This window comes from Pseudomonas sp. N40(2020) (assembly GCF_014472415.1).
In the GTDB taxonomy this organism is placed as follows: domain Bacteria; phylum Pseudomonadota; class Gammaproteobacteria; order Pseudomonadales; family Pseudomonadaceae; genus Aquipseudomonas.
The window spans coordinates 46,312-69,643 of the sequence record NZ_JACSZV010000010.1; the positions used below are offsets into that span (position 1 = coordinate 46,312).

Annotated in this window: 24 protein-coding genes; 10 read left to right on the forward strand and 14 right to left on the reverse strand. The window is 60.4% G+C overall.

What is annotated here, in order from left to right; translation table 11 throughout:
* Positions 1-54 precede the first annotated feature (54 nt).
* Together IAI51_RS09475 and IAI51_RS09480 are read right to left on the reverse strand one after the other, a co-directional pair.
* Positions 55-510: a YaiI/YqxD family protein gene (locus IAI51_RS09475; RefSeq protein WP_187678228.1), complete on the reverse strand. Its 456-nt coding sequence runs from the start codon at positions 508-510 to the stop codon at positions 55-57.
* Positions 511-611: 101 nt separating this feature from the next.
* Complete coding sequence (locus tag IAI51_RS09480; RefSeq protein ID WP_187678229.1) at positions 612-2,507, reverse strand: cytochrome c/FTR1 family iron permease; 1,896 nt, start codon at positions 2,505-2,507, stop codon at positions 612-614.
* A 233-nt stretch (positions 2,508-2,740) separates the two neighbouring features.
* On the opposite strand from IAI51_RS09480, the gene IAI51_RS09485 reads away from it, so the two are divergent.
* From IAI51_RS09485 to IAI51_RS09505, 5 genes are all read left to right on the forward strand, one after another.
* Positions 2,741-4,150, forward strand: coding sequence for a COG3014 family protein (locus IAI51_RS09485; RefSeq protein ID WP_187678230.1), 1,410 nt, complete (start codon positions 2,741-2,743; stop codon positions 4,148-4,150).
* A 204-nt stretch (positions 4,151-4,354) separates the two neighbouring features.
* Positions 4,355-5,749 (forward strand): COG3014 family protein, encoded by a 1,395-nt coding sequence (locus IAI51_RS09490; protein ID WP_187678231.1) that lies wholly within the window; start codon positions 4,355-4,357, stop codon positions 5,747-5,749.
* A 15-nt stretch (positions 5,750-5,764) separates the two neighbouring features.
* On the forward strand, positions 5,765-6,139 hold the full coding sequence (locus IAI51_RS09495; protein WP_187678232.1) for a YcfL family protein: 375 nt from the start codon (positions 5,765-5,767) through the stop codon (positions 6,137-6,139).
* Between the two features lie 38 nt (positions 6,140-6,177).
* Entirely contained in the window at positions 6,178-6,765 is a 588-nt protein-coding gene (gene lpoB / locus IAI51_RS09500; protein ID WP_016772610.1) for a penicillin-binding protein activator LpoB, read from the forward strand.
* A gap of 3 nt (positions 6,766-6,768) precedes the next feature.
* Positions 6,769-7,512 (forward strand): penicillin-binding protein activator LpoB, encoded by a 744-nt coding sequence (locus tag IAI51_RS09505; protein ID WP_187678233.1) that lies wholly within the window; start codon positions 6,769-6,771, stop codon positions 7,510-7,512.
* Between the two features lie 80 nt (positions 7,513-7,592).
* Here IAI51_RS09505 and IAI51_RS09510 read toward each other — a convergent pair whose 3' ends face one another.
* From IAI51_RS09510 to IAI51_RS09520, 3 genes are all read right to left on the reverse strand, one after another.
* The gene (locus IAI51_RS09510) at positions 7,593-8,225 is read right to left on the reverse strand and encodes a LysE family transporter (protein WP_187678234.1); all 633 of its coding nucleotides are present in this window, start codon (positions 8,223-8,225) and stop codon (positions 7,593-7,595) included.
* A 66-nt stretch (positions 8,226-8,291) separates the two neighbouring features.
* Complete coding sequence (locus IAI51_RS09515) at positions 8,292-8,873, reverse strand: mechanosensitive ion channel family protein (RefSeq protein ID WP_187678235.1); 582 nt, start codon at positions 8,871-8,873, stop codon at positions 8,292-8,294.
* Complete coding sequence (locus IAI51_RS09520) at positions 8,873-10,783, reverse strand: ATP-binding cassette domain-containing protein (RefSeq protein WP_187678236.1); 1,911 nt, start codon at positions 10,781-10,783, stop codon at positions 8,873-8,875. Before IAI51_RS09520 ends, IAI51_RS09515 begins: the two co-directional genes overlap by 1 nt.
* A 50-nt stretch (positions 10,784-10,833) precedes the next feature.
* Between IAI51_RS09520 and IAI51_RS09525 the strand changes: the two genes are divergently transcribed.
* Entirely contained in the window at positions 10,834-11,295 is a 462-nt protein-coding gene (locus tag IAI51_RS09525) for a TIGR02444 family protein (protein ID WP_187678237.1), read from the forward strand.
* Here IAI51_RS09525 and IAI51_RS09530 read toward each other — a convergent pair.
* Positions 11,292-12,449: an AlgP family protein gene (locus IAI51_RS09530; RefSeq protein WP_187678238.1), complete on the reverse strand. Its 1,158-nt coding sequence runs from the start codon at positions 12,447-12,449 to the stop codon at positions 11,292-11,294. The genes IAI51_RS09525 and IAI51_RS09530 overlap by 4 nt on opposite strands.
* A 192-nt stretch (positions 12,450-12,641) precedes the next feature.
* On the opposite strand from IAI51_RS09530, the gene IAI51_RS09535 reads away from it, so the two are divergent.
* Positions 12,642-13,307, forward strand: a complete 666-nt coding sequence (locus IAI51_RS09535; protein ID WP_187678239.1) for an FKBP-type peptidyl-prolyl cis-trans isomerase — start codon at positions 12,642-12,644, stop codon at positions 13,305-13,307.
* 55 nt (positions 13,308-13,362) lie between these two features.
* Here IAI51_RS09535 and rsd read toward each other — a convergent pair whose 3' ends face one another.
* From rsd to IAI51_RS09570, 7 genes are all read right to left on the reverse strand, one after another.
* On the reverse strand, positions 13,363-13,821 hold the full coding sequence (gene rsd / locus IAI51_RS09540) for a sigma D regulator (protein WP_187678287.1): 459 nt from the start codon (positions 13,819-13,821) through the stop codon (positions 13,363-13,365).
* A 183-nt stretch (positions 13,822-14,004) separates the two neighbouring features.
* Positions 14,005-14,556 carry a disulfide bond formation protein B gene (locus IAI51_RS09545; RefSeq protein ID WP_187678240.1) on the reverse strand — a complete coding sequence of 184 codons (552 nt, stop codon included), beginning with the start codon at positions 14,554-14,556 and terminating at the stop codon, positions 14,005-14,007.
* A gap of 218 nt (positions 14,557-14,774) precedes the next feature.
* A complete protein-coding gene (locus IAI51_RS09550; protein ID WP_187678241.1) occupies positions 14,775-16,013 on the reverse strand; it encodes a heme biosynthesis protein HemY in 1,239 nt (412 codons plus the stop codon).
* Positions 16,010-17,152, reverse strand: coding sequence for a uroporphyrinogen-III C-methyltransferase (locus IAI51_RS09555; RefSeq protein ID WP_187678242.1), 1,143 nt, complete (start codon positions 17,150-17,152; stop codon positions 16,010-16,012). Before IAI51_RS09555 ends, IAI51_RS09550 begins: the two co-directional genes overlap by 4 nt.
* 16 nt (positions 17,153-17,168) lie before the next feature.
* Positions 17,169-17,936, reverse strand: coding sequence for a uroporphyrinogen-III synthase (locus IAI51_RS09560; protein ID WP_187678243.1), 768 nt, complete (start codon positions 17,934-17,936; stop codon positions 17,169-17,171).
* A complete protein-coding gene (hemC, locus tag IAI51_RS09565; RefSeq protein WP_187678244.1) occupies positions 17,933-18,874 on the reverse strand; it encodes a hydroxymethylbilane synthase in 942 nt (313 codons plus the stop codon). Before hemC ends, IAI51_RS09560 begins: the two co-directional genes overlap by 4 nt.
* Positions 18,875-19,010: 136 nt before the next feature.
* Positions 19,011-19,757: a LytR/AlgR family response regulator transcription factor gene (locus IAI51_RS09570; protein ID WP_187678245.1), complete on the reverse strand. Its 747-nt coding sequence runs from the start codon at positions 19,755-19,757 to the stop codon at positions 19,011-19,013.
* Positions 19,758-20,227: 470 nt separating this feature from the next.
* On the opposite strand from IAI51_RS09570, the gene argH reads away from it, so the two are divergent.
* Positions 20,228-21,622 (forward strand): argininosuccinate lyase, encoded by a 1,395-nt coding sequence (gene argH, locus IAI51_RS09575; protein ID WP_187678246.1) that lies wholly within the window; start codon positions 20,228-20,230, stop codon positions 21,620-21,622.
* 110 nt (positions 21,623-21,732) lie between these two features.
* On the opposite strand, the gene IAI51_RS09580 is transcribed toward argH, so the two are convergent.
* Complete coding sequence (locus tag IAI51_RS09580) at positions 21,733-22,392, reverse strand: glutathione S-transferase family protein (RefSeq protein ID WP_187678247.1); 660 nt, start codon at positions 22,390-22,392, stop codon at positions 21,733-21,735.
* Positions 22,393-22,515: 123 nt separating this feature from the next.
* Here IAI51_RS09580 and IAI51_RS09585 point away from each other — a divergent pair, with 123 nt between their 5' ends.
* Together IAI51_RS09585 and IAI51_RS09590 are read left to right on the forward strand one after the other, a co-directional pair.
* Entirely contained in the window at positions 22,516-22,806 is a 291-nt protein-coding gene (locus tag IAI51_RS09585) for a hypothetical protein (RefSeq protein ID WP_187678248.1), read from the forward strand.
* 192 nt (positions 22,807-22,998) lie between these two features.
* Positions 22,999-23,244: a TIGR02647 family protein gene (locus IAI51_RS09590; RefSeq protein WP_016772594.1), complete on the forward strand. Its 246-nt coding sequence runs from the start codon at positions 22,999-23,001 to the stop codon at positions 23,242-23,244.
* Positions 23,245-23,332 lie beyond the last annotated feature (88 nt).

Here is a 23,332-nt window from a genome sequence, read left to right on the forward strand (position 1 = left end):
ACGCGGAGCGTCCCAAGATGCATTCCCACGCGGAGCGTAGGAACGATCGTAGCCTCAAGACTGGCGTGAAAGACGGGTGAGGATTCGATCCAGCGCATTGGCAAACGCCTGCTTCTCGCGCTCGCCAAACGGCGCCGGGCCGCCGCTCATCTGGCCTTGTTCACGCAGATCGGTGAACAGATTGCGCACGGCCAGGCGCTCGCCCATGTTCTGCGCATCGAACTCTTTGCCTCGCGGATCAAGCGCCGCCACACCCTTTTTCACCAACCGATCGGCCAGCGGAATATCGCTGCAGATCACCAACTCACCGGGCACGGCGTGCTCGACCAGATAATCGTCCGCCGCATCCGGGCCGCTGGGCACCACGATCAACTTGACGATGGCCAGCCCCGGTTTGGTCTGCGGCTGCCCCGCCACCAGCACCACTTCGAACTGGCGCTTGAGCGCGAACTTCACCACCAGATCCTTCGCCGCCCGTGGACAGGCGTCGGCATCGATCCATACACGCATTTTCAACCTCCAAAAAATTCGCGAGCAGGCTCGCTCCCACAGGATATACGCCATCCATGTGGGAGCGAGCCTGCTCGCGATTATGAGCGCAGCGAATGCCGTCAGGCGGCGACTCGCTTCTTCTCAGCCAGCCGACTACGGCTATACAGCACGATGATCGCCACAATCGCCACCGCCTGCGCCGTCAGCGAATAGGCATCGGCATGAATCCCCAGCCAGTCGAAATCGAAGAACGCCACCGGCCGCGTGCCGAAAATCCCCGCTTCCTGCAACGCCTTCACGCCATGCCCGGCAAACACCACCGACAGCGCGCACAGCAGCGCGGCGTTGATGCTGAAGAACAGTGTCAGCGGCAGTTTTGCCGAACCGCGCAGGATCACCCACGCCAGACCGACCAGCAGCACCAGCGCCGTCGCACCACCTGCCAATACCGCGTTGTGCCCGGCAGGCCCGGCCTGCAGCCACAGGGTTTCGTAGAACAGGATCACTTCGAACAACTCGCGATACACCGAGAAGAACGCCAGGATCGCGAAGCCAAAACGCCCGCCACCGCCGACCAGACTGCTCTTGATGTAATCCTGCCAGGCTGCTGCGTGACGGCGGTCGTGCATCCACACACCGAGCCACAACACCATCACACTGGCGAACAGCGCCGTAGCGCCCTCGAGCAATTCACGCTGCGAGCCGCTGACATCGATCACATACGCCGCCAGCGCCCAAGTCCCCAGGCCGGCCAGCAACGCCAGGCCCCAACCAACGTTAACGCTACGCACCGCCGATTGCTGACCGGTGTTGCGCAGGAACGCGAGGATCGCCGCCAGCACCAGAATCGCTTCCAGCCCTTCGCGCAGCAGAATCAGCAGACCGGAGATAAAGCTCAGCGACCAGCTCAAACCATCGCTGCCGAGCAGACCGGCGGATTCCTTGAGTTTGGCCTTGGCCGCGTCCAGACGCTGTTCGGCCTGGGCCACCGGTAACCCGTCCTGCAACGACTGTCGATAAGCCATCAGGGATTTTTCAGTGTCTTTGCGCACGTTGGCGTCGACGTTATCCAGCGAACTCTCGACCAGTTCGAAGCCTTCCAGATACGCCGCCACCGACAGGTCGTAGGCCTGATCGTGGTCGCCAGCGCGGTAAGCCGCGAGGCTCTTGTCCAGCGTTGCAGCGGTGTAGTCGAGCAACTGCGCCGGGCCACGCTTGACCTGCGGCGGCTGCGCACGCTGGGCGCGGAACGTCGCGGCGGCTTGCGCGCCTTCGGCAATTTGCACTTCGGCCGGGGTCTGGCGGGCCAGATCGGCGATGTTGTAGGTCTGCTCGGATTTGGCTGCCGAGGCATCGGCGCTGAGCCCGGCGACGTATGTCGCCATGTCCCAGCGCTGGCGATCATCCAGTTGATCGGCAAACGACGGCATATCGGTGCCTTCGACGCCTTGACCGAGGGTGCTGTAGATCGCGTAGAGGCTCAGGTGATCCAGACGGGCGGCGTCGCGCAGGTTGGCCGGGGGCGGTGTCAGGCCGACACCGGCCGGGCCATCGCCCGCGCCGGTTTCACCGTGGCACACCGAGCAGTGCTGGGCGAAGAGTGGCGCGGCCCGCGCCGGATCGGGCGTGATGACCGGCGCCTGGCTGACTTCATAGGCCACGGCCAGTTTCGCCCCCAGTTGCCGCGCCTGACGGGCAACTTCCGCGCCGTCCTGCCGAGCGGTGACCGCCGCGCGCAAGGCAATCACACCTTGCTCCAGCCCGGCCTTTTCCGGTTTAACCGGCAAATCCGCGATCAGCCCCTGCAACACCTGAATGAATTCCAGTTGCTCACGGTATTCAGAGTCGTCGACGACTTTGCCCGCTTCCACCGTCGGCGGATAGTCGGCACTGATGTAATCGAGCATGTGCAGCGCTTGCGGCGCGCATTCCACCGTATCGGCCAACAGGTTTGAGCAACTCAGGGCGCACAACGGGAACAACAGCCAGGCCAGAAAACAGGACGGCGCAGTCATGAACGAATCTCAATTGGTAATACGAAGTAACACATTGTTCACTTCCAATGAGATTCCCTCAAGCTTTGTCAGCGCGGCGGTCGTTTTTTTCGGCGTAACGGTGCAGCTTTTGTCCGGTAATGTGCGTGCATGAACTCGACGAACACCTGCACCTTGAGTGAGACATGCCGGGGCAAACAGCCCTTATACTGCGTAACCTCCCGCCCTTGCCGTTCAAGGAAGAACCTGTCTCCATGCGCCGTAGCCTGCCGTTTTGCCTGTTGTTCAGCGCCCTCATGCAACTGAACGGTTGCGCCGCTTACCGCAATTACGATGCAGAGATGCAGCAGACCATCGATCAGATGTCGGCGGGCAATCTCAACGAAGCGCTCTACCTGATGGAGCTGAATAATCCCTGGGAAGACAAGGATCTGCTGTATTACCTGGAAAGAGGCGCCATTCTCAGCGCCGGCACGGCCCTGCCAAAAAGTCAGGAAGCCTGGCGCGCGGCTGACCGGATGATTGTCCAGCGCGAAGAGGCCGATCCCTCCGCAGGCATGAAGCTGCTGGCCCGGTTCGGCAATGAAATGGGCACCATGCTGGTCAACGACAAGTTGCTGCGCTACGAAGGTTACGACTACGAAAAAGTCATGCTGACCACCGAGATGGCGCTCAACCAACTGGCGGAGAACGATTTCGACGGTGCGCGCGCCGACATCAAGAAAACCCACGAACGCGAAACCCTGATTGCGCGCCAGCGGGAACGGCAATACGAAGAAGCTGAAGAGCAGGCCAAAAGCCAGGGGATCACGCTGCATTACAAGGATCTGCAAGGCTACCCGGTCGCCGTCCTCGACGCCCCGCAAGTGATTGAACTGAAGAACGGCTATCAGAGTGCATTCAGCCATTACCTGGCGGGCTTCACCTATGAAGCGTTGGGCGAACGCACGCTCGCGGCACCGGGTTATCGCCAGGCCATTGAGTTACGCCCGGGTGTGCCGTTTCTCGAGAAAGCCTTGCGCAATCTGGACAAGCCCGCCCCGGCAGCGGATGAAAGCGAGATCCTGGTCGTTGTCCAGGCCGGTTTCGCGCCGGTGCGCAGTTCGGTGCAAGTGCCGATCCCGGTGCGGCTGAACGAAAACCTGACGATTGTCGCGCCGATCTCGTTTCCGGTGATGGTGCCCGATACGATCACACCGCCTGTTCCGAGTGTGCTCGTCGACGGCAAACAATACCCATTGACGATGATCAACAGCGTTACTGACATGGCCATGCGTACCTTGCGCGATGACATGCCGGCGATCATCTCGCGCGCCATGTTCCGCGCCAACATGGCCGCCATCAGTCAGGCTCAAAAGAATGAACGCGATCCGGCCAAGGCTTCGCTGGTGGTTACTGAACACGATCCTTTCGAAGAGGCGGATACGCGCACCTGGCGCACCCTTCCGGACAAAACCCTGGTCGCCCGTCTACGCCTTAAAAAAGGCCTGCATCGCGTGAGCTTCCCGTACTTGCGTGCAGCGGACGGGTTCACCGTGCGTGTCGACCAGAACCATCAGGTGTTCAACCTGCGGGTATTCATGGGCGTGAACTACTACGTGGGGTCTTCGCTGGTGCTACCCGAAGTACCAGAGCCTGCTAACGTTGGCAGTCCCGGGCAGTAATGGCACCTAACTAACCGGTGCAATTAAAAAGCCATTACATAGCCACTAACACCCGCTTATAATGCCGCGCCCCCGCTATCGCGATGCGGCATAAAAGCTCCTCTGGTTATGAGGAATTGGCAGGAGGCCAACGCCACTGTCGATGGGTCACACCAGCCCGACCAGCATCCGCGGCTGTAGTTACTCCAGGGAAGAAGTACCCCCATGGCATTCCGCGCCCCCACTCTGATTGCGCTCAGCGCCGTCACCCTGCTGTCCGGCTGTTCGGCGTTTCGCAACTACGACTCCGAACTGGCCCAGACCAACCAGCAACTGGCTTCCGGCAACGTCGATGCCGCGCTGACCCTGCTGGAAAAGAACAACACCAGCGCCGACAAAGACCTGCTCTATTACTTCGAGAAAGGTGAACTGCTGCGCGCCAAGGGCGACTTGTCCGGCAGCCAGAACGCCTGGACCAGCGCCGACCAGGTGGTCGGTAAGTGGGAAGACGCGGTCAAACTCGACACCGGCAAATACCTCGCCCAGTTCGGCAGCTTCATCGTCAACGACAAGGTCCGTCGTTACGAAGGCTACGACTACGAAAAAGTCATGCTGACCACGCAAATGGCCCTGAACCTGCTGGCGGTCAATGACTTCGACGGCGCGCGCACTGCGATCAAGAAGACTCACGAACGTGAAGCGGTGATCGCCGACCTGCGCGACAAGGAATACCTCAAGAGCGAGGAAGAGGCCGAGAAAGAAGGCATCAAGACTCAGTACAAGGATCTGCAGGGCTATCCGGTCGCCAGCCTCGATGCGCCGGAAGTGGTCGGCCTGAAGAACAGCTACCAGAGTGCGTTCAGCCATTACCTGGCCGGTTTCGTTTACGAAGCCCTTGGCGAAAAAGACCTGGCTGCACCGGGCTACCGCAAGGCCGCAGAACTGCGCCCGAACACGCCGCTGCTGGAACAGGCGCTGGTCAACCTCGACAAACCGACCAAGAGCGATGACAGCGACATCCTGATCGTGGTGCAAAGCGGTCTGGCGCCGTCCCGCGATTCGATTCGCGTGCCACTGCCGCTGCCAATCTCCAACAACGTGGTGATCACGCCGCTGTCGTTCCCGATCATCAAGCCTGACACCTCCACCGCGCCGTTCGCGCAGATCGGTGTCGACGGCCAGCAAGTCAACCTGACCGGCCTCAACAGCACCACCGCTATGTCTCGCCGCGCCCTGCGCGACGACATGCCGGGGATTATCCTGCGCACCACCGTGCGCGCGATCACCAAAGGCGTGGCGCAGAAGCAGATCAACGAAACCAATCCACTGGCCGGTCTGGCCGTGGGTATCTCTTCAGCTGTGCTCGAAGGTGCCGATACCCGTACGTGGCGCACGCTGCCGGACAACACCCAGGTGGTGCGTCTGCGCTTGAAGAAAGGTGAACACCAAGTCACTCTGCCGAGCGCTGTGGGCGGTTCGGTGGTCAAGGTCACCGTCGATCAGCGTTATCAGGTGATCAGCCTGCGTGCCGTGGGCAATCAGGTGTTTGCTGGCGGTCTCGCCGCCCACGTGATCCCGAGCGCCGCTGCGACCAACGTCGCCAGCCTCAAACAACCTTAAGAACGGAGTCTTTGCATGCGCTTCAAACTCATCGCCGTCGCCGCCCTCGCCGTGCTGGCCAGCGGCTGCGCCACCCCGCCACCTCCTGAGCCGGGCAGCGCCGCGAGCAAAGTCGTGGCCATGGGGCCGCAAAAACACATCGTCGTCGGCGCCATGCGCGTCGCCCGCGAAAACGGCTTCATGACCGTCAATGTGCAGTTGAGCAACACCCTCAACAGCAACAAGATTTTCTACTACCGCTTCGCCTGGCTCGGCCCTGAAGGCTTCCCGGTCGCGGAAGAAGAAGTCTGGAAAAGCCAGATGATGTACGGCGCGCAGACCAGCTTCGTCCAGGCTATCGCCCCGACGCCGAAAGCCGTGGATTTCCGTCTGGAAATCAAGACGCCTTAAGTCCGCTTCCCCCTATTCCTGTTTTAGAGAGCACTGTCATGTTTGCACGCTTTTCCTGCATCGCCGTTATCGCCCTGCTGGCTTCCGGTTGCGCCAACACCTCGCCAACCCTGGGCAGCAAGAACATCAGCTACGGCGACACCAAGGCTGTTGAAACCGTCACCAACGAATTCGGTTCGACTGACCTGCAAATGATCGCCGAGTCGATGACCCGCTCCCTGGCCCAGTCCGGCATTCTGCAGGGCCGCCCGGTGGTTCAGGTCTACGACGTGAAGAACAAGACCAGCGAGTACATCGATACCCGCGAAATCACCACCAGCATCAAGACTCAGCTGATGAAAACCGGCGTTGCGCGCTTCGCCAGCGACAACAATGCGATGCAGAGCCAGGTTGACCAGCTCAAGCTGCAAAACCAGAGCGGCCTGTACAAGAAGAGCACCGTGGCCAAGACTGGCAACATGGTCGCCGCCAAGTACCGCATCGAAGGTTCGATCAGCTCGATCGTCAAGCGCAGCAGCGATTACAAGGACGTCTTCTACAAGTTCAGCCTGCAATTGATCGACGTTGAAAGCGGTCTGGCCGAGTGGATGGACGAAAAAGAGATCCGCAAAACCACGGAGCGTTAATCGATGCGCACATGGATTGGCATGATGGCCCTGGCTTGCGCGTTTGGCGCGCAAGCGGCCCCGAAAGTCGCGGTGACGGATCTGGCGTATCAGGAACGTGTGGAGCAATACATCCACATCGTTTCGGCGCAGAACAATTATCGCGAGGGTTACTACAGCTCCAGCGGTTCTTCGAGCTATAACGAGATCGAAGCGACCACCAGCTACATCGAGCAGACCGAGCTGCGCAAATTCACCGGCGACATCAAGGGTGAAATTCTGCGTACCGGTATGTTCCAGCTGGTGCAGGGCACGCCGTACACCGCGTCGTCCAAGGGTGACATCTACGACGTGATCAAGCGGATCAAGGCCGGCAACTTCAAGGGTGCCGACTATGTTCTGTTTGGCACCGTGTCAGACATCGACTTCACCCAGGACATGAACGAGCTGGCGCACACCGACAGCTATTCGGCGGTACTGGGCCTGACGCTGGTGGCGGACTTCAGCCTGATCAACACCAAGACCTTCGAAATCACGTCGGCCTTCACGGCGATGGGTGAAGCGCAGGACACCAAGTTGGTGAACCACCGCGACATCAAGATCTCGCTGAACCGCCCACGGGTGGTGCGCGAGGTGTCGAAGGCGCTGGGTGAGGACGTGGCCGGACAACTGAGCCAACAGCTCGGAGGCGGCGGTTACGAGCAGCCGCACGAGCCGCAGCAGCGTAACAACCTGCCGCGCGATACCGCGCCGGTGATTCTGCGCTAAGCATCATTCCCACGCTCTGCGTGGGAGTTGCGCATAAAAAAGGCGACCTCAGGAGGTCGCCTTTTTTGTGCCTGCGGGGTTTATACCGCCGCTTTACGCAACGTCGCCATAAACGCCGCCGCACCGATGAACAGCCCTGCAAACGTGCGGTTCATGCGTTTCTGCTGTGTTGGCGTGCGCAACAGGCGCAGCACTTTCGACGCCAGGCCGGTATAGCCAGCCATGACAATCAGGTCGACAAAGATCATGGTCGCGCCGATCACCAGATACTGGATCAGCAGCGGCGCGTGGGGATTGATGAACTGCGGCAGCACCGCCAGCATGAACACCAATGCCTTGGGGTTGCTGATATTCACCAGAAAACCGCGGAAGACCAGCGCCAACGGCTTGCCGATCGGCCGCACCGCTGCGTCATCGCTCATGTCCATGGGCAGCGCGCGCCATTGCTTGATCGCCAGATACACCAGATAGGCCACACCAAACCATTTGATCGCATGGAACGCAGTGGCCGAAGCGGTAAGAATCGCGCCGACACCGGCGCCGACAATCGCGATCTGCACGGCCAGGCCGATTTGCAGGCCCAGGGCATTCCAGTAACCACGCCAGAAGCCGTATTGCAGACCGCTGGACATCGACGCAATGGCGCCAGCGCCCGGGGAAAGACTGATCACCCAGCAGGCGGCGAAGAACGCCAGCCATGTTTGTAGCTCCATCGCACACCTCGACTCTGACTCGTGACAGACGTCCAAGCTAATGCGATCTATTGATCTTGAAAAGCCTTACTTCTCGAAACCGCTCGAAGGGAACACATCAGTCCCCCGCCAACGCCGCACCGAACGCTGGAAGAACAAGCTGTTCGGCACCTGCACCATCGCGCTGCCGGTGCCCAGTTCTTCAGCTTCGATCAACGTGGTGTAGAGCAGATTGATCGCCACCACCCGTCCTTTGACGCCGGGCTTGTCGGTGGTGTCGACCAACTCGACCACATCACCGAGGCGAAACGGCCCGACGGTGAAGATCAGAATCGCGCAGAGCAGATTCGACAGCACACTCCACATCGCGAAGAACGCCACCGCCGCCACCGCGACGAAACCCGACAGCGCGGTCCACAGCACCGTGGCCGAGACGCCGAGGCGCTGCAGGACAAAGATCACCGCACTGCCCATGATCAGCCAGCGCAACACGCCACGCAGCGGCATCAGCAGTTGCGGCGGAAACGGGTAACGCTCGCCCAGACGGGTCAGGCATTTGGCGACAAAGCGCTGGGCAATGTAACCGGCCAGCAGGATCAGCAGAATCTGCACGCCAAGCCAGATCGGCTCGACCCACATGGCGGGCAGCGGCAGCTTGAACGCTTCCATCAGGACAACGCCTCCAGCTCCGCCTGCATGCTTTCCAGCATTTCGAGGGCTTCCATCCACGCCTCTTCAAGTTCCGCTTCGCGCACTTTCAGCTTGGCCTGCTCGGCCAGCAGATCACGCAACTCGTTCTTGCGTGCCGGCTCGTAGATTTCGCTGTCGCCGAGACTGGCATCGACCTTGGCCAGTTTTTCGTGGAGCTTGCCCAGTTCGGCTTCAAGCTTGTCGGCTTCACGCTTGTGCGGTGCCAGTTGCTGACGCAACGCAGCAGCGGCCTGACGCTGAGCCTTCTTGTCGGTTTTGTCCGGGTTCACCGGGGTGTTGCTGACCGGCGCATTGCGTTGACGGTATTCCACCAGCCAACGCGCATAGTCTTCGAGGTCGCCGTCGAATTCTTCGACCTTGCCGTCGGCGACCAGATAGAAGTTGTCGGTGGTGCTCTTGAGCAAGTGACGATCGTGAGAGACCACGAGAACCGCGCCACTGAACTCCTGCAACGCCATGGTCAGCGCCAGGCGCATTTCCAGATCGAGGTGGTTGGTCGGTTCGTCGAGCAGCAACAGGTTCGGCCGCTCCCAGGCGATCAACGCCAGGGCCAGACGCGCCTTCTCGCCACCGGAGAAATTCAGTACCGGCTCGTCGAGCCGCGCGCCACGGAAGTCGAAACCACCGAGGAAGTCACGCAGGGTCTGCTCACGCTCGGTCGGCGCCAGACGCTGCAAGTGCAGCAACGGGCTGGCCTTGGAGTCCAGTGAGTCGAGTTGATGCTGGGCGAAGTAGCCGACCACGGTGTTCTCGCCTCGGGTCAGGCGACCGGCCAGCGGTTGCAGCTCACCGGCGAGGTTCTTGATCAGCGTCGATTTACCCGCACCGTTGGGCCCGAGCAGACCGATCCGCGCGCCGGGGGTCAGTTGCAGCTTGACCTTCTCCAGCACGGTTCGGTCGCCGTAGCCCAGGTTCGCATCGGACAAATCAATCAACGTGCTGGAAATCTTCGTCGACTCGCGGAACACGAAGTCGAACGGCGAATCGACGTGAGCCGCCGACAACTCTTCCATGCGCTCCAGCGCCTTGATCCGGCTCTGGGCCTGACGGGCCTTGGTGGCCTGAGCCTTGAAGCGGGCGATGTAGCTTTCCATGTGCGCACGCTGCGCCTGTTGCTTCTCGTAGGCCTGTTGCTGCTGGGCCAGACGCTCGGCACGGGCGCGTTCGAACGCGGTGTAGCCGCCCCGATACAGGGTGATTTTGCGTTGATCGACGTGGGCAACATGGTCGACGACTTCGTCGAGGAAATCGCGGTCGTGGGAAATCAGCAGCAAGGTGCCCGGATAGCTCTTCAGCCACTCTTCGAGCCAGATGATGGCGTCGAGGTCCAAGTGGTTGGTCGGTTCGTCGAGCAGCAGCAAGTCCGATGGGCACATCAATGCCTGCGCCAGATTCAGACGCATCCGCCATCCACCGGAGAAATCTCCTACCTGGCGATCCATCTGCTCATTGGTGAAACCCAGACCGGCGAGCAACTTGCGCGCCCGCGCGTCGGCGGTGTAGCCGTCAGCGCTGTCGAGTTCGGCGTGCAGGCGAGCCAGCGCCACGCCGTCATGGGCCGCTTCGGCCACTGCAAGGTCGCGTTGCACCTCACGTAGACGCAGGTCGCCATCGAGCACATAGTCGACCGCCAGGCGCTCGAGGGTATCGACCTCCTGACGCATGTGCGCGATCCGCCAGTCAGCCGGAAGCAGGCAATCGCCCGAATCGGGGTGCAACTCGCCGCGCAGCAAGGCAAACAGGCTGGATTTGCCGGCGCCGTTGGCACCGATGAGGCCGGCTTTGTGGCCGGCGTGCAGGGTCAGCTCGGCGTCTTCTAGCAGACGTTGCGGGCCACGCTGTAAAGTCAGGTTCTGAAGTCGGATCATAATGGCGGCGGAGTCTACCAGCTTCGCTCACAACTGGCGCGAGTAGCACGATGTCCTCTGACCTGTGGAGCTTTTCCCTTGCCACCTACGCCCGCCCGGGCGTGGAAGACGCCTGCCTGCAACTGCAAACGGCGGGGGCCAATGTGTGCCTGCTGCTGTGCGGTTTATGGCTGGAACAACGCGGCGTGGCCTGCGATCAACAGCGCGTGCAACAGCTTCAGGCGTTGACCGAGCCTTGGGATATCGAGGTCGTGCAGCCGTTGCGTGCACTGCGCATGCAATGGAAGGCGGGGGCTATGGAAGATGCGGTGTTGAAAGGCATGCGTGACCAAGTCAAGGCGCTGGAGCTTGAGGCTGAGCGTGCGTTGTTGTCACGGCTGGAGGGGATTGCGCAGATGTGGGCGCGCAATGTATCGGGGTCGATGGCATGGCTGGAGGCGCTGGCAGGCCCAAGAGCCAGCCCGAACCGCGATGCGCTGCAAGTGCTGCGCATCGCGGCGACCGGTACTTAGGAAGCGCTGGTCGGGTTGCTGGTGACGCTCGACGCAGCGGCTGGCGTTGGCGCAGTCGTAGAGGTCGAGGTAGTGGCAGCTGGCGCAGGTGCTGCTGGCGAGGCCGAGGTTGCCGGTGCGGCAGGCTTGGCAGCTGTCGCGGTGGCCGGTTTGGCAGCGGCTGGTTTGGCAGCTGGTTTTGCTGCGGGCTTGGCAGCCGGTTTTGCGGCAGCAGGTTTGGCAGCGGCGGCCGGTTTAGCGACTGGCTTGACTGCTGGTTTAGCAGCAGGCTTGGCGGCGGCTTTCACTGCAGGTTTTGCAGCAGGCTTGGCAGCTGGTTTTGCGGCGACTTTGGCAGCTGGTTTTGCAGCCGCTTTAGCAGCAACTGGTTTGGCGGCGGACTTGGCGGCAGGTTTTGCAGCGGCAGTTTTAGCGGCTGGTTTCACTGCGGTTTTAGCGGCCGGTTTTGCAGCTGCGGTTTTCGCTGGAGTCGCTTTGACTGCGGCTGTTTTTGCAGCGGGTTTTGCCGCAGCAGTTTTGGCGGCAGCAGGTTTTGCCGCAGTGGTTTTAGCCGCCGGTTTCGCAGCGCTCGCCGCAGCCGGTTTTTTTGCCGCAGGCTTGGCAGCGGGTTTTGCTGCAGCTTTCACGGGCGCTTTGGCCACTGGTTTTGCGGCGGCTTTAGCGGCTGGTTTTGCAGCAGCGGTTTTCGCCGGCGCCTTGGCTGCAGCAGGTTTGGCTGCGGCTTTCTTGGCAGGTGCCGCCGCTGGTTTGGCCGAGCGGGACGACAATACTTTGCCCACTGCTTCCTGGACACGACCAACACCCTGGGCCAGTTTCAGGCTTTCCTGGGCATCGCGCTTGAGTTGCAGAATGTAGCTGCGAGTGTCGGACTGACGCTCTTTCAGCGCATCGAGCAGGTCTTCAAGTTCTTTCACCGCGCCTTTGGCTTTGGTCTGTGCCTTGGCTTTGCCGGCGGCAGCTGCGTCCTGCAATTTGGTGCGGGATTTGTGCAGTTTTTCTTGCGCCTTGCCGCGTTGCTTTTCCAGTTTGGCGAGCAGTTTTTCAGCATCAGCCAAGGCTTGGGAGCAAGCGTTTTCCAGATGCTCGAGCAAGCTGCCCGAGAGTTGTTGGAGTAAGTGCAACGGAGTGTTTACAGGCTTCTTGGTGGCCGACATGGTTTACCTCCTGGCTGACGTGAGTGCGGCTCATACTAGACCTCTGCAGTTACCGCCGCTAGGTCATCTTGACAGTATCGAAACCGTTGCGTTGCAACGAAGTGAAAATGTTCTTCAACAAGTCAAAAGCAGTTCACCGTTACAGACGTTCGCGCTGGCATAATCCACCGCAATTCAGGACGGAGAGTGCCCATGTCGCGCTACCTTTTTTTATCCCTCTGCGTGATTTTTTCAGCGGCCCACGCCGACGAAAAAACCACGGCGAACGACGCTCATGATCTGGCCTATAGTCTCGGTGCCAGCCTGGGCGAACGCTTGCGTCAGGAAGTCCCGCAGTTGCAGATCCAGGCACTGGTAGAAGGTTTGCAGCAGGCCTATCAAGGCAAGCCGCTGGCGCTGAGTGAGGCGCGCATCGAACAGATTCTGGCCGACCATGAATCGCAAAATGCCGAGCACGCCGCGATGCCTTCGAGCGACGCCGCGATGGAAAACGAGCAGCGTTTCCTGACGGCTGAAAAAGCCAAACCGGGAGTGAAGCAACTGGCCGACGGCATCCTGCTCACCGAGCTGACGCCAGGCACCGGCGCCAAGGCAGGCCCTGATGGAAAAGTCCAGGTGTTGTACATCGGTCGTTTGCCGGACGGCACCGTGTTCGATCAGAACACTCAGCCGCAATGGTTCAACCTCGACAGCGTGATCGCCGGTTGGCGCACCGCGCTGCAAAATATGCCGGTGGGTGCGAAATGGCGACTGGTGATTCCATCGGATCAGGCTTATGGCGCCGACGGTGCCGGCGACCTGATCGCACCGTTCACACCGTTGGTTTTTGAAGTCGAATTACGTGGCGCGACGAGTTGATCAGGCATAAAAAAACGGTGCGCCTGAGCGCACCGTTTTTTGTTGAAAGCGTCAGTCAGGCCTCAACCGAATCTTCTTCCTTGTGTGCCGTATGCAGCACTTCAATCAGGCAGTCTTCCAGTTCAAAACGTTCGTGAAGCAGGCCACCGAGTTCCTTGAATTTCTCCGCAACGCATTTGCCTTCGTCGCAAAGGTCGTTGAACGCGAGGAGTTTTTCGGTGATGACATCGATGCGCGGATAAATTGTCTCGGCCAATTCAAGGCCGCGCTTGTCGTTGAACGCCTTGGCTTCACCGGTCAGTTGTTCGTAGATTTCGAAGTGCCCGGCTGATACGTAGTCGACCAGCACACCGCAGAATTCCTGCAAGGGCTTGCGGTTCTCGCTCAACTTCTCAGGTTTCGCACCAAGAGCATCATAGGCCCGAACCAGTTCATGCCGCTCTTGCAACCAGCGGTCGATCAGCAGATGAACTCCACCCCAACGTTCCTGAGCATTCTGACAACTTTCGAGCATGGCGATCTCTCTTCCCTTGTGGGTCATGCTGCTCTACACCCGCGTCCCGCCTCTGGTTTTGGCTTGGGGGACGGTCGGGCAGAGCGTCATCGAGCAACATAAATCCAATGACACGTGCGGGCCAGATTATGCCCGCACGCCTATGGCTTCAAGGTACGCAGGAGATAAAGTTCATACAAGTGTTTAATCCCGGACCAGCGCTGAGTGCGACGCTTCGCCGCTGAGCGGTCGCTGCAGAGCGCCCCAGCCCAGGCGCAACAATTGATAAATGGCAAGAATCGACACCGCGACAAAGAACAACAGACTCCACTCCGGGACACTCAGATCGAACAGCGTCCAGGAAATTTCCGCGCAGTCTGCGCCACCGTTAGACATCCTTTGCAGCGCGCAGAGCCACGGAAAGCCGCTGAACAGCGTCTCGGGCGCCGGTGAGCAATTCAACAGTTGCAGCACCGGATCGCTTTGTATCAGCACCTGCCGCCAGGCCGCCGTGGTGCCGCCGAGGCTCGTCAGCAGCGCAAGCAGCCAGTAAAGCGAAAGGCCGACACGTTTGGGTCCGTGGATCGCCGCCAGACCGCAAAATGCCGACAGCAACGTCAGGAACAGCCGCTGCACCAGGCAGAGACTGCACGGCGTAAGGCCGACCACGTATTCAAGATAATAGGAAGCTCCCAGAGCAAAGGCTCCCGCAGTGAAAGCCATGAAGAACAAGGAGCGTGAGCAGGCCAACGACATGGCTTTTCCGTAACAGTAGAGACAGGCGGTTACGGTAGAGGAAAGCGTGTCAGCCTTTCAAGGCGACACCCTGCCGACAGTTCACCAGAGGTGTAGGGAAAACCCGACAGGTTCGAGAGGAATTGGTGTAGTCCGCTGTAGGACTTTGCCCTTAGCACTCACTGAAGTTGAATTTAGGGTCACCAAAAGTGAGCGAGGGAGCAACCTCCCTCGCGACTTCAAACGTGAGCCGGAACCGGCAGCGGCGCGGCCAAAAGGCGCTCATCGAGCAGACCCAGACCTTCCTGAAACAACTGATTGCTGCGCTCGGTATCGCCCAGTTGTGCGAGCAAGCGCGCCAGTTCCGCACAAGCTTCCGGATTGCGCTGCACGCGCAGGCTGTTTTCAAGATAGTCCCGCGCCTTGCCCCACAGGCTGGCTTGCAGACACAGACGCCCCAACGTCAGGAGCAGGCTCGGATCGTGCGGATGATCCTTGAGCCAGCCTTCGGCGATTTGCAGCTGGCGTGCCGGATCAATGCCGCGCACTAAACCATAAAGACGCGCCAGATGGCTGTCGTACTTGCGTTTGAGAGCGGTACGCAGCACTTCTTCCGCCTCGACCTGAGCACCCAGCTGGCGCAGTTGCTCGGCATAGGCCAACACCAGCGGCGGCTCCTGACGTTGCGCCGAGGTGAGCTGTTGCCATGCCCGGTTGAGCGACTGCAAGCCGACTGTGCCGTCCTCTTCGCGCTGTGCAGCCAGTGAAAGGTTTTCACCCCAGGCACGACGCTCAAGCTCAGCCAGTTCGGCAGGTGGCAGGACTTTGTCCTTGCGCAGTTCGGGCAACAAACGAATCACCGCAGACCATTCGCCGCGCTGCTGATACAGACGCTGCAACTGGCGCAGCGTCTGCACATTATGTGGATGACGCTCGTGCATCGCCTGCAAAGTCACTAGCGCACCGTCGGTGTCGCCACGATCGGTCTGCAATTGTGCGTGGCTCAAGGCAATCGCCAGCTCTGCCTGCGGCTGACGCTCCAGCGCTCGCTCGAGCAGATGATCGGATTCCTCGTAATTGCCTTGTTCGTTCGCCGCGCGGGCAGCGCCGAGGTAATACAGCAGCGGTTGGCGTTCGGCCTCAGCGGCTCGATATAGATGACGCTGGGCGCTGGCCCAACGACCTTCAGCCAAGTCCAACTGACCATGCTCGATGGCCACCTGCACCCGGCGACTGCGGTTGCGCCGCGACCATGGATTGACCACGCCGCTGGAGGCCATGACCAGCTCGACCAAAGCCTTGATGCCCCAGATCAGCAGCCACAGCATCGCGATCAGCGCCAGAGTCGCCCACAGGCTCGACTCGTAACGGAAGGACTTGTAAGCAACCAGCACGTAACCGGAATGCTCGGCAATCGCCAGGCCCAATGCCGCCGTCGCGGCTATCACCAGAAACACGATCACATAGAGGCGTTTCATGGCGTGGCCTCCTGCGCGGTGTTGGCGGCAGGTTTGGCGAAAGGTTTCACCGACTCTTCGGCATTGACATTACGCCGTTCCAGATAGGCCTGAACCGCACTCAACGTGCCGGTCAAATCCGGGGTGTTGACGGTGACCGGTTCCTTGCTCAGCTCGCCGACTTGTTCCAGCATCACTTTGCTTTGCGGATTGTCCGGATTGAAATTGCCTTTCAGGACGTCGCGCGCCTCGGCCATTGCCTGGGTGTACACCGCCGCCTGGCCATTGAGGGCCGCCCACTGCGCCTGCTCCAGCGCCAGACTCAAGGCCAGACGCACTTGGCTCAGACTCTGTCCGGCCAACAGCGGCTTCACATTCTTGTCCGCGTTGAAATCGATACGAATGTAACGCGAGACCTGATCCCACCACTGCGCCCAACGACTGGCGCCGTCACCATCGGCAGTCAGGCCGAGCAGCGACTCGCCGCGATCCTTGTATTCCGGCGCCAGTTCGGTGAGGTCAATAACCTGATCACGCAAGGCGCCCAGGCGCAGGAACAACCCGGTGCGATCAGGCTGCGCGGTGCTGCGCAGCGCGACCAGGGTTTTCGCCACTTGTTCACGTGCAGCGAACGAGCCGGGGTCGTTCTGTTCGCGAAGGATTTCGTCAGCGCCTTGCACCAGGGCCTGGGCGCTGCTGATGTCCTGCAAGGCCGAAAGGCGCAGACTGGCCAAACGCAGCAGATGTTCGGCCTCAGCCAGTCGCCAGTCCTTGCGGCTGGCGCCGAGGACGGTTTCCAGACGTTGATTGAGGCGCTGCTGATCGCCCTGAAGCTGCGTCACCAGACGCTGGCGATCGGCGAGCTCGTCGGCCCCCGGCAACTGCGCGAGGCGCTCGGTCAGGCGCTGTTCGTTGAGCTTCAGGCTCTGCGCCTGATCGTTCAACGCCTGCACCTGACCCGACTGTTGTGCGGTGTTGGTCTGCAGGTGACGCACCTGCCAGGCACCCCAGCCACCGATCGCCACGCCGGCAGCGCCGAGCAACAGGGCGACAATGGCCAGTCCATTGCCTCGGCGCGGCTCTTTGGCCGGCGGTGGAGTTTCAACCTGAGCATCAATCACAGGTTGGACGTCATCTTTAGGCAAGGCTGTTTCGCTCACGTATCCATCCTTTGCATTAGAAAACGGGCACGGGTTGCTCCCGTAACGCCGTCAGCAAAGCCGCGGCACTCGCGCCGCGGCAATCCACAACTGTTTGGGCCCCGGCGGCACGTGCCTGCTCGGCGACCCTCGGGCTTGGTACAAACAACGGCAACTGCGCAATCACAGGCCAGGCATCGCCGGCCATCTGACGCAGGTGCTCGAAACCCTGTCCACTGCTGACCACCAGCCCGTTCAAGCGTTCCGCTTCGATCCGCCGCGGCAATGTTTGCGGCGCATAAGCTGGCAGGTCGCGTCGATACAATTCCAGATACTCGACACTAGCACCAAGCTCACGCAGGCGCTCGGCGAGCAGCTCGCGACCGCCCTCCCCGCGCAGGATCAACACTTGCGCACCGGGCCGGGCCACCGCCTCACGCAGACGCGACAACTGCAGCAACGCCTCGCTGTCATCACCCTCGACCGGGAAGCTCACGTCGAGACCATGATCCTTGAGAATCTGCGCCGTCGCTGCACCGACGCTGAACCAAGGGTTCGCCAGTGACTGCAAGCCATGAGCCTTGAGCAGATCCACCGCAATGCGTGCCGCCGGTTTGCTCACCACGATCACGGCGCTGCAACCGGGCAGCCGTGTAATCGCCTGACGTATTTTGTCAGAGACCGGCAACGGTGCAATTTCCAAAAGCGGCAGGCAACTGCTGAAAATCCCCTGCCCGGCCAACGTTTCGGCGAGCGCCGCACAGTCGTCCGCAGGGCGCGTCAGCAGCAGGCGCCAACCGGTCACTCGTGGCCTGCCTCGCCGTAAACTGCCTTGAGAATTTCTTCAGCGCCCTGGCTGAGCAAATCTTCGGCAACCTTCACACCCAGCGCTTCGGCATCGGCGCGCGGAGCTCGGGCTTCGGCGCTGATCAGTCGGCCGCCACTCGGCTCGCCCACCAGACCACGCAGCCACAATTGCTCGCCTTCGAGTACGGCGTAGCAAGCGATTGGCACTTGGCAGCCGCCATTCAAATGCTTGTTGAGGGCGCGTTCAGCCGTGACGCGCGAGGACGTGTCCGCATGATGCAGAGGAGCCAGCAAGGCGTGGATTTCACTGTCGACGCTGCGGCATTCGATACCGACTGCGCCCTGGCCACCGGCCGGCAGGCTGTCATCGACGCTGATGGCCGAGGTGATACGGTCTTCGAAACCGAGACGGATCAGACCGGCTGCGGCGAGGATGATCGCGTCGTACTCGCCGGCATCGAGCTTGGCCAGACGGGTGTTGACGTTGCCACGCAGGAAGCGGATTTCCAGATCCGGGCGGCGAGTCAGCAACTGCGCCTGACGACGCAGGCTGGAGGTGCCGACGATGCTGCCGGCCGGCAATGCCTCAAGGCTAGGGTAGGTATTGGAAACGAAGGCATCACGCGGATCTTCGCGCTCGCAGATGCAAAACAGGCCAAGGCCTTCGGGGAAGTCCATCGGCACGTCTTTCATCGAGTGGACGGCGATGTCGGCTTCGTTTTCCAGCAGTGCGGTTTCCAGTTCCTTGACGAACAGGCCCTTGCCGCCAATTTTCGATAGCGGCGAATCGAGCAACTTGTCGCCGCGACTGACCATGGGCACCAGCGTCACCAGCAGACCCGGATGGGCCGCTTCCAGACGGGCTTTGACGTATTCGGCCTGCCAGAGGGCCAGCGCACTTTTACGGGTGGCGATGCGGATTTCGCGAGAGGACATGGATCAATCCGTACTGAATAGATACGGCGGATAATAACAGCTCAGCCAAATCCACTTTGACTTGAATCAGAAACGGCGTGGCCTCCCTGGCCTGCAATGCCTGGTAACGAGATGAAAGCAACCCGGAATGACCGGGTTAAAGGCCCTGCATCATTTTGCGCACACCCGCCACATGCCGACGGCTGACAATCAACGCGTCACCATTGAGGCCTTTGAGGAACAGCTGGAAATGTCCCAGCGGCGTGCGTTGCAGACGTTCGATGCGGTCGCGGGCGACCAGCGCGTTGCGGTGGATGCGCACGAAGCGTTCACCGAATTCGTCTTCCAGAGCCTTGAGCGGTTCGTCCAGCAGCACTTCGCCGGTTTCATGGCGCAAGGTCACGTATTTGTGGTCGGCAATGAAGTAGACCACCTGATCCAGCGGGATCAGTTCAATGCCTTTGCGGGTACGGGCGCTGATGTGACTGCGCGGGCCATTGCCGCTTTCGGCGGCGGGGCGGGTCAGGGCCGAGAGTTGCGTCCGGTTGGGACGCTCAGCCCTTTTCAGGGCGTCATGCAGGTGTTCGGTTCGCACGGGTTTCACCACATAGCCCACGGCGCTGGCCTGCAGGGCTTCCACGGCAAATTCATCGGGACTGGTGCAAAACACCACGGCCGGTGGTGTTTCGCGCTCGCACAGACGGGCAGCAACCTGCAGGCCATCCAGGCCCGGCATGCGGATATCGATAAGCACGATATCCGGTTTGTGGCTGTCGATCAGCACCAACGCCTCTTCGCCATTCGTGGCGCTGGGCTCCAGGACTGTGTAACCCTCGAGCTCGCTCACCATTCGGCTGAGGCGCTCGCGAGCCAGTGGTTCGTCATCAACGATCAGGACATTCATATTGCGCTGGATTCCTGCGTGAGTCTCGCACAAGGATAGCGTAGACAGGTGAAGTGACGTCCGTCACCGCGATCCACGCTAAGACTAGCCCGAGCGCCAAAAAGTGCCGTACGTCGGCCAGCAATATTTGCCAGTGTCCGGGTCGTACTGCTCGAAGCCCGCTGTTTCCTGCGCTTTGCGCGGTGTTTGTCCAAGGACAATCCACCCACCCCCTCTTCTTATAGTCGGCAGCCAGACCTTTGCGCGATCTGACTTGCACCGACCCTTATGTCCAACTGTAGACGCTCGTCGGAACGTTATTGCTCAATCGAAAAATATCGTTGCGCAAATTCCCGGGAGAACGCGCCGACTATGGATGACACGATGAGAAAAAAACGTATCGACCGGTGTCAGCGACAGGATTGGCAACCCTGTTATTATCCGCGCCAGCGTTTCACGCCTTTTTTCTTCAAGCCGATACGAGCGAATTCATGAGCACTGACAAGACCAATCAGTCCTGGGGCGGCCGCTTCAGTGAACCCGTCGACGCCTTCGTCGCCCGCTTCACCGCCTCCGTCACTTTCGACCAGCGCCTGTATCGCCACGACATCATGGGCTCGATCGCCCACGCCACCATGCTGGCCAAGGTCGGCGTGCTGACCGATGCCGAGCGCGACAGCATCATCGAGGGCCTGAAGACCATTCAGGGCGAAATCGAGGCCGGCCAGTTCGACTGGCGCATCGACCTCGAAGACGTGCACATGAACATCGAAGCGCGCCTGACCGACCGCATTGGCGTCACCGGCAAAAAACTGCACACCGGCCGCAGCCGCAACGATCAGGTTGCCACCGATATCCGCCTGTGGCTGCGTGACGAAATCGACCTGATCCTGGCCGAAATCACTCGCCTGCAAAAAGGCCTGCTGGAGCAAGCCGAGCGCGAAGCTGCCAGCATCATGCCGGGCTTCACTCACCTGCAAACTGCTCAGCCAGTGACCTTCGGGCATCACATGCTGGCCTGGTTCGAAATGCTCAGCCGCGACTACGAGCGTCTGGTCGACTGCCGCAAGCGCACCAACCGCATGCCGCTGGGCAGCGCTGCGCTGGCTGGCACCACCTACCCGATCGACCGCGAGTACACCGCACAACTACTGGGCTTCGATGCCGTCGGCGGCAACTCGCTGGACAACGTTTCCGATCGCGACTTCGCCATCGAATTCTGCTCGGCCGCAAGCATCGCGATGATGCACCTGTCGCGCTTCTCCGAAGAACTGGTGCTGTGGACCAGCGCGCAATTCCAGTTCATCGATCTGCCGGACCGTTTCTGCACCGGTAGCTCGATCATGCCGCAAAAGAAAAACCCCGACGTTCCTGAGCTGGTACGCGGCAAGACCGGCCGTGTGTTCGGCGCCCTGATGGGCCTGTTGACCCTGATGAAAGGCCAACCGCTGGCCTACAACAAGGACAACCAGGAAGACAAAGAGCCGCTGTTCGATGCCGCCGACACGCTGCGCGATTCGCTGCGTGCCTTTGCCGACATGATCCCGGCGATCAAGCCGAAACACGCGATCATGCGTGAAGCGGCGCTGCGTGGCTTCTCCACCGCGACCGACCTGGCGGACTACCTGGTGCGCCGTGGCCTGCCGTTCCGTGATTGCCACGAAATCGTTGGTCACGCGGTGAAGTACGGCGTCGACACTGGCAAGGATCTGGCAGAAATGAGCCTGGAAGAACTGCGTCAGTTCAGCGACCAGATCGAGCAGGATGTGTTTGCCGTGCTGACCCTCGAAGGCTCGGTGAATGCCCGTGACCATATCGGCGGGACTGCGCCGGCGCAGGTCAAGGCTGCGGTTGTGCGCGGTCAGGCCCTGATCGCCAGCCGCTAAAAACCAAAAGCTTCGCGAGCAGGCTCGCTCCCACAGTTTGGATTTGAGAATACAGTCTAAATGTGGGAGCGAGCTTGCTCGCGAATGCTGACTTCAGATCAGCACAGAACTCACTTCTTCGCCGCGATCATCGCCAAAAACGCCGGCATCGCAGCCTCCTTGTCCGCCGCAATACTCTGCACATGCGGATTCTGCTCAAGTCGCTCCAGCAGCGCCTTGGCCTTCGGCATCTCCGCCAGCAAATCAATCCCGAACAACTTCTGCCCCGCCGCGCACGCCAACGGCACGCTGTACAGGAAGTACAAATCGGCAATGCTCAGACTGTCGCCTGCCACATACGGAGCGAATTTGCCGTGGCGGCCCAGCGAAGCAAAACCCAGCAGCAACTCGGACTTGGTCTTTTCCTTGATCGCGTCCGGCAAAGTCATGCCGAAAAACGCTTCGCCGTAACAGGCGCGGCCCGGCAGTTCGATGTACAGCTCGATTTCCTTGGCAATTGCCAACACCTGCGCACGCTCGAACGGGTCGCTCGGCAGCAGCGGCGTGCCTTTCTGGGTCTGTTCGAGGTATTCGAGAATGATCGCGGTTTCATTGATGTAACCGGCGTCAACGCCCAGCACCGGCACTTTGCCGCGCGGACTGATCGCCAGTGAATCCGGAGTCTGCCCCGGATAGAACGTGACCTCTTCGAACGGCAGGCCTTTTTCCAGCAGCGCCAGTTTGACCATGTTGTAGTAATTGCTGACTGAGAATCCGTAGAGCTTGAGCATCACATAGCCTCCGGGCCGTGCGGGGTGGGCGGTGTCTGTTTATAGATCGCCGAGGCGAATCCCGCCAGCAGCATCACGCCGCTGAATGCGGGTAAACTGGCGCCTTTCCTTGAGGAGCCTGCCATGAGCGAGCCGACAGACATCGACAACGACAATGACGAAGAAGAGTTCGCCGAGGCTACGTTGATCGAAGCCATCGAGAACCAGATCGAAAGCGACAACCCGCCAGCGGCCAAAGCCACGCTTAACAAACTCACTTTGGTGGGCGTCGAGCGCGAAGAAATCCTCAACCTGATGGCCCATGTGCTGGCGTACGAGATTGACGCGATGCTCGATGAAGACCGTCCGTTCAACACCGAATGGTATGAAGCGGCGCTGCGCGCATTGCCTGAGTTGCCACCGGAAAAGCCGTAACCGGGCCGCTACCTGTGGGAGCAGGTTTGCTCCCACACAATTTGTCACCCATCCATCCAGCCTTCTCCCAGACCCTGACTACACTGGAAACCGCCCCCAGACAAAAACCCTGACGCGCACACTGGACAGTCCGCGCCGGCAGGTTCACCTTAGGGGCGCTGTCGTCCAATTCCTAGAAAGTCTGGAGTCCTTATGTCGCTTACCCCTGAGTTGGTTGCCGAACTGGAAGTCCTCGCACTCTTCAACCTGGACAGTTCCCAGGAAGGTTTGAAAATTCATCAGACCGCTGCCCCGAAACACATCGCCGCTGCCCAGCGCCTCTTTGAGAAAGAACTCACTGACCAGCCCGATGGCGGTTATCTGACCAGCCTGGGTCGTGATGCTGCGCAAAATGTGCAAACCGTGCTGACGATTCTGAAAGAGCAAGAAACCGCCTGATCCTCCCCGACTTTGCCCACGGGAACTCCTGCCACGGGATTTCCGCGGGCCCACTCTGTCTCCCCGCGATAGAAATCTGACGTCAAAA

Coding starts and splice junctions, on each gene's coding strand:
- IAI51_RS09475 (WP_187678228.1), bottom strand. CDS start 510: ATGCGTGTATGGATCGATGCCGACGCCTGTCCACGGGCGGCGAAGGAT.
- IAI51_RS09480 (WP_187678229.1), bottom strand. CDS start 2,507: ATGACTGCGCCGTCCTGTTTTCTGGCCTGGCTGTTGTTCCCGTTGTGC.
- IAI51_RS09485 (WP_187678230.1), top strand. CDS start 2,741: ATGCGCCGTAGCCTGCCGTTTTGCCTGTTGTTCAGCGCCCTCATGCAA.
- IAI51_RS09490 (WP_187678231.1), top strand. CDS start 4,355: ATGGCATTCCGCGCCCCCACTCTGATTGCGCTCAGCGCCGTCACCCTG.
- IAI51_RS09495 (WP_187678232.1), top strand. CDS start 5,765: ATGCGCTTCAAACTCATCGCCGTCGCCGCCCTCGCCGTGCTGGCCAGC.
- lpoB (WP_016772610.1), top strand. CDS start 6,178: ATGTTTGCACGCTTTTCCTGCATCGCCGTTATCGCCCTGCTGGCTTCC.
- IAI51_RS09505 (WP_187678233.1), top strand. CDS start 6,769: ATGCGCACATGGATTGGCATGATGGCCCTGGCTTGCGCGTTTGGCGCG.
- IAI51_RS09510 (WP_187678234.1), bottom strand. CDS start 8,225: ATGGAGCTACAAACATGGCTGGCGTTCTTCGCCGCCTGCTGGGTGATC.
- IAI51_RS09515 (WP_187678235.1), bottom strand. CDS start 8,873: ATGGAAGCGTTCAAGCTGCCGCTGCCCGCCATGTGGGTCGAGCCGATC.
- IAI51_RS09520 (WP_187678236.1), bottom strand. CDS start 10,783: ATGATCCGACTTCAGAACCTGACTTTACAGCGTGGCCCGCAACGTCTG.
- IAI51_RS09525 (WP_187678237.1), top strand. CDS start 10,834: ATGTCCTCTGACCTGTGGAGCTTTTCCCTTGCCACCTACGCCCGCCCG.
- IAI51_RS09530 (WP_187678238.1), bottom strand. CDS start 12,449: ATGTCGGCCACCAAGAAGCCTGTAAACACTCCGTTGCACTTACTCCAA.
- IAI51_RS09535 (WP_187678239.1), top strand. CDS start 12,642: ATGTCGCGCTACCTTTTTTTATCCCTCTGCGTGATTTTTTCAGCGGCC.
- rsd (WP_187678287.1), bottom strand. CDS start 13,821: ATGCTCGAAAGTTGTCAGAATGCTCAGGAACGTTGGGGTGGAGTTCAT.
- IAI51_RS09545 (WP_187678240.1), bottom strand. CDS start 14,556: ATGTCGTTGGCCTGCTCACGCTCCTTGTTCTTCATGGCTTTCACTGCG.
- IAI51_RS09550 (WP_187678241.1), bottom strand. CDS start 16,013: ATGAAACGCCTCTATGTGATCGTGTTTCTGGTGATAGCCGCGACGGCG.
- hemC (WP_187678244.1), bottom strand. CDS start 18,874: ATGTCCTCTCGCGAAATCCGCATCGCCACCCGTAAAAGTGCGCTGGCC.
- IAI51_RS09570 (WP_187678245.1), bottom strand. CDS start 19,757: ATGAATGTCCTGATCGTTGATGACGAACCACTGGCTCGCGAGCGCCTC.
- argH (WP_187678246.1), top strand. CDS start 20,228: ATGAGCACTGACAAGACCAATCAGTCCTGGGGCGGCCGCTTCAGTGAA.
- IAI51_RS09580 (WP_187678247.1), bottom strand. CDS start 22,392: ATGCTCAAGCTCTACGGATTCTCAGTCAGCAATTACTACAACATGGTC.
- IAI51_RS09585 (WP_187678248.1), top strand. CDS start 22,516: ATGAGCGAGCCGACAGACATCGACAACGACAATGACGAAGAAGAGTTC.
- IAI51_RS09590 (WP_016772594.1), top strand. CDS start 22,999: ATGTCGCTTACCCCTGAGTTGGTTGCCGAACTGGAAGTCCTCGCACTC.